At 70.2% G+C, this 11,838-nt stretch carries 10 protein-coding genes; 4 read left to right on the top strand and 6 right to left on the bottom strand.

Features of this window, described 5'->3' with window-relative positions; all coding sequences use genetic code 11:
- Positions 1-39 precede the first annotated feature (39 nt).
- Positions 40-1,641 (top strand): beta-N-acetylhexosaminidase, encoded by a 1,602-nt coding sequence (locus ACWGJ5_RS27255; protein WP_453312306.1) that lies wholly within the window; start codon positions 40-42, stop codon positions 1,639-1,641.
- 61 nt (positions 1,642-1,702) lie between these two features.
- Here ACWGJ5_RS27255 and ACWGJ5_RS27250 read toward each other — a convergent pair whose 3' ends face one another.
- From ACWGJ5_RS27250 to ACWGJ5_RS27225, 6 genes are all read right to left on the bottom strand, one after another.
- On the bottom strand, positions 1,703-3,472 hold the full coding sequence (locus ACWGJ5_RS27250; protein ID WP_453312305.1) for an IucA/IucC family protein: 1,770 nt from the start codon (positions 3,470-3,472) through the stop codon (positions 1,703-1,705).
- Positions 3,472-4,017, bottom strand: coding sequence for a GNAT family N-acetyltransferase (locus ACWGJ5_RS27245; protein ID WP_453312304.1), 546 nt, complete (start codon positions 4,015-4,017; stop codon positions 3,472-3,474). Before ACWGJ5_RS27245 ends, ACWGJ5_RS27250 begins: the two co-directional genes overlap by 1 nt.
- Positions 4,014-5,300: a lysine N(6)-hydroxylase/L-ornithine N(5)-oxygenase family protein gene (locus ACWGJ5_RS27240; RefSeq protein WP_453312303.1), complete on the bottom strand. Its 1,287-nt coding sequence runs from the start codon at positions 5,298-5,300 to the stop codon at positions 4,014-4,016. The genes ACWGJ5_RS27245 and ACWGJ5_RS27240 overlap by 4 nt, the downstream gene beginning before the upstream one ends.
- Positions 5,284-6,726, bottom strand: a complete 1,443-nt coding sequence (gene desA / locus ACWGJ5_RS27235; protein ID WP_453312302.1) for a lysine decarboxylase DesA — start codon at positions 6,724-6,726, stop codon at positions 5,284-5,286. The genes ACWGJ5_RS27240 and desA overlap by 17 nt, the downstream gene beginning before the upstream one ends.
- A gap of 128 nt (positions 6,727-6,854) precedes the next feature.
- Positions 6,855-7,709 carry a siderophore-interacting protein gene (locus ACWGJ5_RS27230; protein ID WP_453312301.1) on the bottom strand — a complete coding sequence of 285 codons (855 nt, stop codon included), beginning with the start codon at positions 7,707-7,709 and terminating at the stop codon, positions 6,855-6,857.
- A gap of 10 nt (positions 7,710-7,719) precedes the next feature.
- The gene (locus tag ACWGJ5_RS27225; RefSeq protein WP_453312300.1) at positions 7,720-8,766 is read right to left on the bottom strand and encodes an ABC transporter substrate-binding protein; all 1,047 of its coding nucleotides are present in this window, start codon (positions 8,764-8,766) and stop codon (positions 7,720-7,722) included.
- 243 nt (positions 8,767-9,009) lie between these two features.
- Here ACWGJ5_RS27225 and ACWGJ5_RS27220 point away from each other — a divergent pair, with 243 nt between their 5' ends.
- The 3 genes from ACWGJ5_RS27220 to ACWGJ5_RS27210 all read left to right on the top strand — a co-directional run bounded on the left by ACWGJ5_RS27220 (position 9,010) and on the right by ACWGJ5_RS27210 (position 11,806).
- Positions 9,010-10,143, top strand: a complete 1,134-nt coding sequence (locus ACWGJ5_RS27220; protein WP_453312299.1) for a polyprenyl synthetase family protein — start codon at positions 9,010-9,012, stop codon at positions 10,141-10,143.
- Positions 10,140-10,832, top strand: coding sequence for a biliverdin-producing heme oxygenase (locus ACWGJ5_RS27215; RefSeq protein WP_453312298.1), 693 nt, complete (start codon positions 10,140-10,142; stop codon positions 10,830-10,832). Before ACWGJ5_RS27220 ends, ACWGJ5_RS27215 begins: the two co-directional genes overlap by 4 nt.
- A gap of 230 nt (positions 10,833-11,062) precedes the next feature.
- Complete coding sequence (locus ACWGJ5_RS27210) at positions 11,063-11,806, top strand: dienelactone hydrolase family protein (protein ID WP_453312297.1); 744 nt, start codon at positions 11,063-11,065, stop codon at positions 11,804-11,806.
- Positions 11,807-11,838: the final 32 nt, after the last annotated feature.

Raw genomic sequence — 11,838 nt, 5'->3', positions numbered from 1 at the left:
GCGGGAGAGTGGTCTCGACCACATCTGAAGGGAGCGCATGTGAGACGGAACCACAGCACGACTCCCCGAACACCTCGCATCCTCGGATCCCTGCTGCTTCTGGCGGCGGCGGGGGCCTTCACCCTCGGCGCCGCCCCCGCGGCGCGCGCGGCCGCCCCGACACCGCTGGACCAGGTGGTGCCGGCCCCCGCCTCGGCCAAGCCCGGCGGGGCCCCGTACCGCATCACCGGGGCGACCGGCGTCCACGTCGACGACTCCGCCGAGGTCCGCCGCGTCGGCACCTACCTCACCGGCATCCTCCGCCCCTCCACCGGCTATCCACTGCCGCTCACCGACCACGGCACCGGCGGCATCCGGCTCCACCTCGCCCAGGGCGACTTCGGGGCCGAGGGCTACCGGCTGCACAGCGACCCGGCCGGCGTCACCATCACCGCGAGCGCGCCCGCCGGCCTCTTCCACGGCGTCCAGACACTCCGTCAGCTGCTGCCGGCGGCCGTGGAGCGAAAGACGGTCCAGCCGGGCCCCTGGCAGATCGCGGGCGGCACCCTGGAGGACCACCCCCGCTACTCCTACCGGGGCGCCATGCTGGACGTCTCCCGGCACTTCTTCACGGTCGGCCAGGTCAAGCGCTACATCGACCAACTGGCTCTCTACAAGATCAACGAGCTGCATCTGCACCTCAGCGACGACCAGGGCTGGCGCATCGCCATCGACTCCTGGCCGCGCCTTGCCACCTACGGCGGCTCCACCGAGGTCGGCGGCGGCAAGGGCGGCTACTACACCAAGGACCAGTACCGGGAGATCGTGGCCTACGCCGCCTCCCGCTATCTGGAGGTGGTCCCCGAGATCGACATGCCCGGCCACACCAACGCGGCCCTCGCCTCCTACGCCGACCTCAACTGCAACGGCGTGGCACCCCCGCTGTACACCGGCACCCAGGTCGGCTTCAGCTCACTGTGCGTGCCGAAGCAGGTCACCTACGACTTCGCAGACGACGTGATCAGGGAGCTGGCCGCCCTCACCCCGGGCCGCTACCTGCACATCGGAGGCGACGAGGCGCACTCCACCAGCCATGACGACTACGTGACGTTCATGGACCGCGTCCAGCCGATCGTCGCCAGGTACGGCAAGACCGTCATCGGCTGGCACCAGCTCACCGGCGCCCACCCCGCCAAGGGCGCCCTCGCCCAGTACTGGGGCCTGGACAGCACCAGCGCGACCGAGAAGGCCCAGGTCGCCCAGGCCGCCCAGAACGGCACCGGGCTGATCCTGTCCCCGGCGGACCGGCTCTACCTCGACATGAAGTACACCAGCAGCACCAGGCTGGGCACGAAGTGGGCCGGTTACGTCGAGGTGCAGCGGTCGTACGACTGGAACCCCGGCAACTACCTCCCGGGCGCACCGAGTTCCTCCATCAGGGGCGTGGAGGCCCCCCTGTGGTCGGAGACCCTGACGAAGTCCGCCGACATCGAGTACATGGCGTTCCCGCGCCTTCCGGGCGCGGCCGAACTGGGCTGGTCGCCGTCGGCCACCCACGACTGGAACACGTACAAGGTCCGGCTGGCCGCCCAGGCCCCCCGCTGGGACGCACTCGGGATCGAGTACTACAAGTCGCCGCAGGTACCTTGGCCGACGAGCTGACCAACCCCTGACGGGCACCCCGGAGGACCGTACTCCGGGCTGCCCGTCCGTCTGGGAGGCGTTACAGGTTCGCCATGGGGTTCTTCAGGGTGCCCACCAGTTGCAGGGCGCCGGAGGGGTCGGTGAGGTCGACCATCTGCTTGTTGTTGCGCAGTTGGAGTCGGTTCAGGCAGGACAGGGCGAACTCCGGGGCGAACATGTCGTACTGGCGGAACCTGTCGGCCAGTTGGGGGTTCGCGTTCTGGTATTCGCGGGTGACCTCCGCGACCGTGCGCCAGAAGGCGTCCTCCTCCAGGATCGCCTCGGCGGCGAGATGGGCAGCGAGGAAGCGGAAGAAGCAGTCGAAGACGTCCGTGAAGAGGGAGAGGAGCTTCTTCTCCTCCGGGACCTCGACGCGGATCCGGCGCACCTCCGGCGGCAGGACCGCGTCCGGGTCCATCACCGCTATCTCCTCGGCGATGTCCTTGTAGACCGCCCGTTGCACCACCCCGTCCTTCAGAACCAGGATCACGTTCTCGCCGTGCGGCATGAACACCAGGTCGTAGGCGTAGAAGCTGTGCAGGAGCGGGGTGTAGTAGGCGCGGAGGTAGCGGCGCAGCCACTCCGCCGGGCTGAGGCCCGAGCGCTCGATCAGGGCGCCCGTGAAGGAGGCGCCGGTGTGGTCCACGTGGAGGAGGGAGGCCATGGTGGCGAGGGACTCACCGTCCTGGAGGCCCGGCACCGGGCTCTCCCGCCACAGCGCGGCCAGCATCCTGCGGTACGGCGAGTAGCGGTCGGTCGCCTGCTCGTACTCCAGGTGCCGGTAGCCGACTGCCGCACGCTCCCGGATGATCGACAGACCTGTCGACTTCAGCAGGGTGTCGTTCTCGATCAGCTGGGCCAGCCAGTCGTTGATCGCCGGGGTGGCCTCCATGTAGGCCGCCGACAGGCCCCGCATGAAACCCATGTTGAGGACGGACAGGGCCGTCTTCACATAGTGCTTGTGCGGGTCGCTGGAGTTGAAGAAGGTGCGTATGGACTGCTGGGCCAGGTACTCGTCGTCGCCCTCGCCGAGGCAGACCAGGTGCCGGCGGGCCACCTCGGCGGCGAAGGTGACGGAGAGCTTGTTCCACCACTGCCAGGGGTGGACGGGGATGAGGAGGTAGTCGGCGGGGTCCAGTCCCTGGCCGGTGAGGGTTGCGTGGAAGCGGGTCAGGGTCGGCTCGCCCAGTTCCTCCCGCAGGAAGGAGCCGTACTCGATCCCGGCACCCGCCGTGAACGCGGCCCGCGAGCGGTGCGCGGCCAGCCACACCAGCCGGACGGGGCTCGCGGTCTCCGGGGCGTACGACAGGTACTCGTGGATGCCGAACCCGAGCCGCCCGTTGTTCGCGACGAAGCACGGGTGACCCTCGGTCATCCCGGTCTCGATCGCCTGGAAGCCCTGGCGGGCCAGCTCGGCGGAGGTCACCTTCGGTTTGGCGAGCTTGTAGCAGGTGCCGGAGAGGGTGGAGGAGATCTCCTCCAGGTAGACCGGCAGGATCTCGTCGCTCAGGCCCAGTGAGTCCTTCAGCTCCATGAAGAAGTCGAGGACGGCCAGGGGGAGTTCGGCGCCGTCGCGGTGGCGGGTGATGGAGTCGGTGTCGATCTGCCAGTGGTCGAGGGCGCGCAGGGTGGCGGCGAACCGGTAGGCGGTGAGTCCGTCGTCGCTGCGCACGACGTACCGGTTGCCGTCCCCCTCGGGCGTGATCAGGCGCTCGTGCGCGAACTCCGCGAGCGCCTTGCGGATGAGCAGGCGGCTGGCACTCGCCCAGCGCTCGGGAGAGAGGTGGGCCACGGCGTCGGCGGGGCTCATCAGGCAGCCACCCCCGTCGCGGCGACGAACCGCTCGCGCGTGCAGAAGCTCAGCAGGGCCTTTTTCTCCGGCTTCTGGATCTCCCGCTCGGGTGCGAAGCCGACGGCCTTGTTCAGCGCGTGCACGGCCTTGTTGTCCACGTCCGGTTCGACCACCACGCGCACAGTCGCCGGATCCTCGAAGAGATGCGCCATCACGGCGGTGATGACTGCCCGCGTGAACCCGTGCACGGGCGTGTCGGTCGGTGCGACCAGGAAGTGCATGCCGACGTCGCCCGGTCGGCGCTCGTACAGGCCGACCAGTTCGCGGTGCGCGGGGTCGTACCTTTCCATCAGGAACACCGGCTCCCCGTCGCGCAACCCGAGCAGCGCGTGATGGTGTTCGTCCGCCGCGATCTTCATGTACGCCCGCTCGACGTCCTCCAGTCTCGCGTCCTGCATCATCCAGAAGGCCGCCTTGGGGTGGGTGACCCAGGAGTGCAGCAGCTCGGCGTCCTGCAGCGGGTCGACGGGGCGGACGGTGAAGCTCGTGTTCTCGCTGGTCATACGGCGAACTCCTGGAACGCGATGGTCTTCTCGACCGGGTAGTACTCGCTGCCGAGCAGCTCGCGGATGATGTACGAGTTGCGGTACGCGCCCATGCCCAGGTCGGGGCTGGTGATGCTGTGGGTGTGGACGCCGGCGTTCTGCAGGAAGACGCCTCGGCCGGTGACGTCGATGGCGTAGTTGCGGGCGACGTCGAAGCGGCCGTGTCCGTCGAAGCGGAGGCGGTCCCGGACGGGGGCGAGGAAGGCCGGGGGCTCGTAGTGGTAGCCGGTGGCCAGCAGCAGGCCCTCGGTGCGGATCTCGAAGTCCTTGCCCTGCTCGTCCTGGTGGAAGCCGAGGGTGTAGGTGCCGTCCTCGTAGCTGGCGTGCGTGAGCGTTGAGTTGGTGAGGAGGCGGGTGGGGACCGGGCGGTCCCCGCTCTCGACGTCCTTCTGGTAGAGCAGGTCGAAGATCGAGTCGATCAGATCCGAGTTGATGCCCTTGAACAGGCCCTTCTGCTGCTTCTCCAGCCGGTAGCGGGTCTCTTCCGGCAGCGCGCGGAAGTAGTCGACGTAGTCCGGGCTGGTCATCTCCAGGGTCAGCTTGGTGTATTCGAGGGGGAAGAACCGGGGGGAGCGGGTGACCCAGTTGAGCTGGTAGCCGTGGGCGTCGATCTCGGCGAGCAGCTCGTGGTAGATCTCGGCCGCGCTCTGGCCGCTGCCGACGATCGTGATGGACTTCTTCCGCTGCAGCTCCGCCTTGCGGTGCAGGTACTGGGAGTTGTGCAGGAAGTCACCGGCCAGCTGCTGGCAGGCCTGCGGGACGTAGGGGGTCGTCCCCGTGCCCAGGACCAGGTGCCGGGCGCGGAACGTCTCACCGGCCTGCGTGTGCACGACGTACAGCTCGTCCTCGTACGTCACCTCGGTGACCGTCGTGCCGAAACGGAGGCTGCCGAGTTTGCCCGCCGCCCAGCGGCAGTAGTCGTCGTACTCGGTCCGCAGCGGATAGAAGTTCTCGCGGATGTAGAACGGGTACAGTCTTCCCTTTTCCTTCAGGTAGTTGAGGAAGGAGTACGGCGAGGTCGGGTCGGCGAGGGTGACCAGGTCCGACATGAACGGGGTCTGGAGGTGGGCGCCGTCCAGGAACATCCCGGCGTGCCACTCGAAGTGCGGCTTGGAGTCCAGGAAGACCCCGTTCAGGCCGGCGATGGGTTCGGTGAGGCAGGCGAGGCCGAGGTTGAAGGGGCCGAGCCCGATCCCCACGAAGTCGTAGGTGTTTTCCGGGGCTTCAGGACGCGCGGTCAAGGCACTCTCCCAGGTACTGCTCGGCGTGGCCGGCGATCAGGTCGAGGACGGCGGCGATGTCGGCCGGCGTCGTCTCGGGGTTGAGCAGGGTGAACTTCAGGTAGTGGCGGCCGCCGACCTTGGTCCCGGCGACCACGGCGTCACCGGAGGCGAACAGGGCCTTGCGGGCTTGGAGGTTGGCGCGGTCGATCTCGGTCGGGTCGGTGACGGCCGCCGGGATGTAGCGGAAGACCAGGGTGGACAGGGCGGGCTCGACGACGACGTCGTAGCGGGGGTCGGCGGCGAGCAGTTTCCAGCCCTCCGCTGCCAGGGCGCAGACCTCGTCGAAGAGTTCGCCGACGCCGTCCGCGCCCATCACCCGCAGGGTCAGCCACAGCTTGAGGGCGTCGAAGCGGCGGGTGGTCTGCAGGGACTTGTCGACCTGGTTGGGGATGCGTTCCTGCACCATGCGGCGCGGGTTGAGGTACTCGGCGTGGTAGGTGGCGTGGCGCAGGGTGGCCGCGTCGCGGACCAGCACGGCGGACGAACTCACCGGCTGGAAGAAGGACTTGTGGTAGTCGACCGTGACGGAGTCGGCTCGGTCGATGCCGGCGAGGAGGTGACGGCGGGTGGGCGAGGCGAGCAGTCCGCAGCCGTAGGCCGCGTCGACGTGCATCCACACGCCGTACTGGGCGCACAGCTCGGCGATCTCCGGGAGCGGGTCGATCGAACCGAAGTCGGTGGTGCCGGCGGTGGCGACGACCGCCATCGGCACCAGCCCGTCGCGCCGGCAGCGTTCCAGCTCATGGGCGAGGGCGACGGTCTGCAGCCGCTTGTCGTGGTCGACGGGGACGGGGACGACCGCCTCCTGGCCCAGCCCGAGGAGTTTGGCGGACTTCTGCACACTGAAGTGGCTGACCTCGGAGGCGAAGACCCGTAGTTCGGCCGGGCTGTCGGTCTTCGCCTCCTCCCGCGCCAGCAGCAGCGCCTGGAGGTTGGACTGCGTGCCGCCCGAGGTGAACACGCCGTCGGCGGCGGGCCCGAGGCCGATCCGGTGGGCCGTCCAGTCGATGAGCCTGCGCTCGATGAGAGTCCCGCCGGCGGACTGGTCCCAGGTGTCGAGGGAGGAGTTGACCGCCGAGAGCACGGCCTCGCCGAGCACCGCGGGGATGACGACCGGGCAGTTGAGGTGGGCGAGGTAGCGGGGGTGGTGGAAGTAGACCGCGTCGCGCAGGTAGACGTCCTCCAGTTCGTCCAGGGCGGCGGCGGTGTCACCGAGCGGGCGGTCCAGGTCGATGGCGTCGATCCGGGGGGAGAGGGCGTCGACGGTGACGCCGGTGAACGGACGGTCGGTGGTGGCGAGTTTGGCCGCCACCCGCTCGACTCCTTCGGTCACGGAGCTGCGGTAGTGCTCCGTGGTGAGGCCATTGAGCAGGTGCGAGCGCATGTGGGGGTCCTCCGAGGGGACAGTCCGTGCGGGGATTGAACGGAACCGCTTTCAGCTTAGGTTAGCCTAACCTAACTTTATTGGATCAAGGCGCTCCTCACCCGTGACCGGCGCCACGCGCAAGGGAGTTACCCGGCCGCCCGCAGCTCTTCCTCGGCCATCCCCTGTCGCCAGTACCCGACGAAGGTCACCCGCCGCCGGTCGACCCCGCGCTCGCCGACGAAGTGCCGCCGCAGCGCCTTCACCCGCCCCGACTCGCCGGCGATCCACACGTACGGCCGCCCGGCAGGGGGAAGTCGTGCGGCCCGTACGGCGTCGACGGCCATGGGGGACCCGTCGTGCCGTACGAGCCACGTGATCTCCGCGTCCGCCTCCGTGTGCACGTCCTGGATGTCACCGGCGTGCGGCACCTCCAGCCAGGCCCGGGCGCACGTGCCGGCGGGCAGGGACTCCAGGATGGCGGTCGCGGCCGGTACGGCGGTCTCGTCGCCGCACAGGACGACGAGGTCGGTGTCCATGGGCGGGCGGAAGCGGATGGCGCGGTTGTCGGCGATCGCCGGGCCGAGCAGCAGCACCCGGTCGCCGGGGGTGGCGCCGGCGGCCCAGCGGGAGGCGGGGCCGGCGGGGGCGGGGGCGCCGGGCTCGATGCCGTGCAGCGCGAAGTCGATGTCGATCTCGACCGTGCTGCCCTCGGCGTCCCGGCGCAGCGACCGGAGCGTGTACGAGCGCATCACCGCCCGTACGTCATCGGGCAGTTCACGCCAGGCCTGCCACCAACTGTCGCCCAGGTCCAGGGGAACGACGGGCTCCGGTTGGCCCGGATGCGGCAGGAACAGGGAGAGGGACTGGTCGCGCCCGTCGGAGTGGAACGCGTGCAGATCGGCGCCGCCGAAGGTGACGCGGACGAGGGACGGCCCCAGCCGCCTCGTCCGTACGACCTGCAGAGAGAAGAAACGGAAGGGGGTGGCTACGGCCGTCGTCATCAGGAGCTCCTCAGCTGGCCTTCTTGGCCTTCTCCAGGGCCTCGGCCAGGTTGTTCAGAAGCGGCACGCACTTGTCGTACGAAAGGATCGGCTCGGGTGACCGGGCGATGACCTGACCCGCCTTCACCGCGGGCAGCTTCTGCCAGGTCGGCTTGGTGATGTCGGCCGGCTGGATGGCCGACGACCGGTCGTCCATCATGATGACGTCGGCCTTGTACTTGTCGACGTTCTCCCAGCTCAGCGACTCGTACCAGCCACCGCCCTGCTTCTTGGCGCTCTGCGGGGGCTCGACGAAGTTCACGCCGAGGGCCTTGAAGTACTCCAGGTCGACCGAGAGTTTGGTGCCGGAGACGTAGAACAGCTGGTCGCCGGCGCTGCCTGCCATGACCTTGATGTCCGGCTTGGCCTTGGCGGCGGCGCGCAGCCGGGCCGCCGCGGCCTCGAACCGCTCCTTGGCGTCGGTCACCTTCGCGGCCTTCATGTCCGCCCCCAGCGATTCGGCCAGGTCCCACATGCGCTGCAGCGGCTGGGTGATCTGGCGGTCGTAGACCGAGATGCCGATGTCGGGGGCCAGCTGGGCGATCTTCTTCTTCGACTCCTCGGGGACGTACCAGAGGGTGCCGGCGTCGTCGAACATCGTCGTGATCAGCACGTCCGGCGCGAGCGAGGCGTACTTCTCGATGTTGAACTGGCCCCAGGCGTTGCCGAGAACCGTCACCTTGCTGACGTCCATGTCGCCGGCCTGGACATCGGCCTTGCCGTCCTTGGTCGTTGTCGGACCGAAGACGCCCTTGACCTGGACGCCGTAGTCGTGGAGCGCGGCGCCGACGCCGGTGAAGGCGACGATGTTCGCCGGGACCTCGCCGAGCTTCACGGTCGTGCCGCGGTCGTCCTTGAAGGACCAGGGCCCGGACTTGGCGGCCGTCGTGCCCTTGCCGGACCCACCGTCTTTGCCCTTGTCGTCCCCGCAGGCGGCGAGCGCGGCACCGAGTCCGACGGCGCCGCCGACGGCGAGGAGGCCGCGGCGAGTGAGGTGGGTGGCACGGGCATGCGACATGGGTATGACTGCTTTCGAACGGGGCGGAGCGCCCGCCGGACAGGTTCGAAGGTAGGTTAGCCTAACCTTCCTTGATGTCCAGGAGGGGGCGGCTCACGCGCCCCGTGCGAGACGAGCGAATCCGGTCAACTTCCGCCGTCCGCCTCGCGACTTCCCCCCTCTTCCGTGGCCGTTTGGATCATGTCTCGCTACGTTGAGTCGCGCGTTGGCTCCTGTGAGGTGTTGATCGAGACGGAGGTGTGCGTGACGACGACGTCGAGCGGCGTACGGGTGGATGCGGTGGTCCGGGAGGACGCCGCACTTCTGGAGGCGGACCTGGACCGGTTCCTCGCCGCACTGGCCCCGGTGCCGTCCGGAGCGGCGGACTCCGTCTACGACGCTGCCCTCGGGCGCGCCCTGTACGGGCCGGTCGCCGACGCCGTCGGATCCAAGGCCGGCCAGGAGGCCCTGCGGCCCGCTCCCGGCGCGCCCGGCGGCGGACGGCCGCTGCGGCCGTCGATGGTCTACTGGGCCTACCGCAACTACCGGGGATTCGACGGGCCGGCGGCGGAGGGCGAGGGACTCGCCGCGGTCCGCCGGGCCGCCGTCGCCGTCCGCGTCCTGCTGAAGGCCGCGGTCGCGCTCGACGACGTACAGGACGGCAGCGCCGTCCGCTACGGCGAACCCGCACTGCACAGCACCCACGGTGTGCCGCTCGCCGTCAACACCGGCTCCTGGCTGATCGCGGCCGCCCTGGCGCACGCGGCCGACCCCGCCGTCGTCGGCAGCCTGCTCGGATCAGTGGCCCACGGTTTCCAGGGGCAGGCCGTCGACATCGCCACCCGCTCGCCCCGCACCCGCGCCGAACTGGCCGACGCGCCGCACGCGGCGCGGGTCGCGTTCTGGGAGTCGATGGCCGCGCTGAAGACCGGCACGCTGTTCCGCATGCCGCTCGACGCGGCGCTGGCCGCCCTGCGCGTCGTCGCGGACGAGCGCGACACCCTGAACGAGGCCATGCGCCAACTCGGCCTGGCCAGCCAGCTGTTCAACGACCTGACCGACTTCGTGCCCGAGTTCGCCGGCGCCCGCACCCACGAGGACTACGCCGGGCTGGGCAACCGCGTCTTCCTGGAACTCCTCGACTCCGCGCCCCCGTCCGGCCGCGCGGCACTGCACGGCGAGCGGCTGCGGCAGTACGTCCTCGGCCACCCGGACCTCGACCGCACGCTCCTCGCGCTGTCCGGCGAGGCCGTCGAGCGCAAACAGGCCGCCAAGGACGCCGTCCGCCGCGTGTGCCGCTCCCCGCACAGCGCCGCCTACTTCGACCTCACCGTCGAACGCAAGGGCCACCTCATCGACCGCCTCCACGACACCCTCCGGCGCCGGAGCGCCGTATGACGACGACCGCATCGGCCCGGCTGCGCGCCGGCACCCGGGACTGCCACGACGCCCTGGAGCGCACCGGCTTCGCCACCGCGCTGCTCGACGGCACCCTCCCCCTCGCCCGCTACACGGCCCAACTGGCCGCTCTGCGCCTGGTGCTGGGTGAGCTGGAGACGGAACTCTCCCGAGCCGTCGCCCCGTCCGTCGCCGGTCTGTGGGCGGCGGAGGACCTGCGGAAGGCCCCGCTGATCGAGCGCGATCTGCGCCATTTCGCGAGCCGTGGCACCACCCCCGGCCGGTGGCCCGCGGCGCACGCGGCGGCCTTCACGGCGGACATCCGTACGACGGCGGCCGCGGACCCGCTCTCACTGCTCGGTTTCCTGTACGTCCTGGAGGGCTCGACCCTCGGCGCCCTGCACCTGTGCCGGTACGTCAGCCGCGCCTACGGCCTGCACGGCACCGACGGCACGGCCTACTACGCGAGCGGTGACCGGGCCCGCTGGAACCGGTTCACCACCCGGCTGGACGAAGCCCTGGCCGCCCCGCCCGCCCAGGGCCGCGCCTTGGCCGCCGCCCTGCGGGCCTACCGCCACACGGCCCGCATCACCGGCGCTCTCCCGTCGGGGCTGACGCCGGCCGACGGGCCCGTGCGGCAGGGCGGGGCCGTTCTCGTCGGCCGCTCCCATCGGCAGCAAGCCGACTGAGTGGACCTGGCGAAAGGGTGCTGGCATCGGTTCTGTCCGGTGGGCTAGGTTGGGCGGCGATGACTACCGGGACGGCATCGCGCCACACACGGACGGGTGACCCGGTGCTCCGCTGAGCGCCGTACGGGCCGGTGCGGGCCCGCTGTTCGACCGGGGATCTGCTGCTGCGCGCGCTCCGCCTCCGTCGTGTTGACCGCAGGCTCGACACGTCAACCACGACAGGAGAACTCATGTCCACCAAGATGCTGCAGATCCCCACCCCGGACGGACGGGCCGACGCCTTCGCCGCCTTCCCCGACGGTGGCGGGCGGCACCCAGGGGTGCTGATGTACGCGGACGCCTTCGGCATCCGGCCCGTGCTGCGGGAGATGGCCTGCGAACTGGCCGGGCACGGGTACTACGTGCTCGTCCCCAACTTCTTCTACCGGCACGGCCCGGCACCGCTGTTCGAGCTTCCCGAGTACATCGGGGGAGACGTCCGGCGCGCGCTCATCGCCCAGCTGATGCCCTTGATCGAGGCGCACACCGCCGAACGTGTCCTGCGCGACGCCGACGCCTACCTCGGGTTCCTCACCAGCCGGCCCGAGGTCGCCGCCGGACCGGTCGCGGTGACCGGCTACTGCTTCGGCGGCCTCCTGGCGATGCGCACCGCCGCGGCCCACCCCGGCCAGGTGGCCGCCGTCGCCGAATTCCACGGCCCCGTGGGCGCCGACGGGCCCGAGATGCACCGCCTCGTGTCCGAGCTCACCGCCGAGGTCCACCTCGGCCATGCCGAAACCGACATGACGCCCGAGGCCCTCGGCGAACTCAACCAGGCCCTGGACGCCGCGGGTGTCAGCTACACCTCCGAGATCTACCCCGGCACCGTCCACGGCTTCACCATGTCCGACACCGACGCCTTCGACACCGACGCACTGCAGCGCCACTGGGACCGCCTGCTGCCCCTCCTGGACCGCACCCTGACCGACGGCTGAGGCTCCGGCCCGGGTGAGGGCGGGCCTGGCTC

The sequence above is a fragment of the Streptomyces sp. NPDC054783 genome (assembly GCF_053611725.1).
Note: the sequence above shows the minus strand (reverse complement) of the source record. Positions and strands in the feature narration are given on the sequence as shown.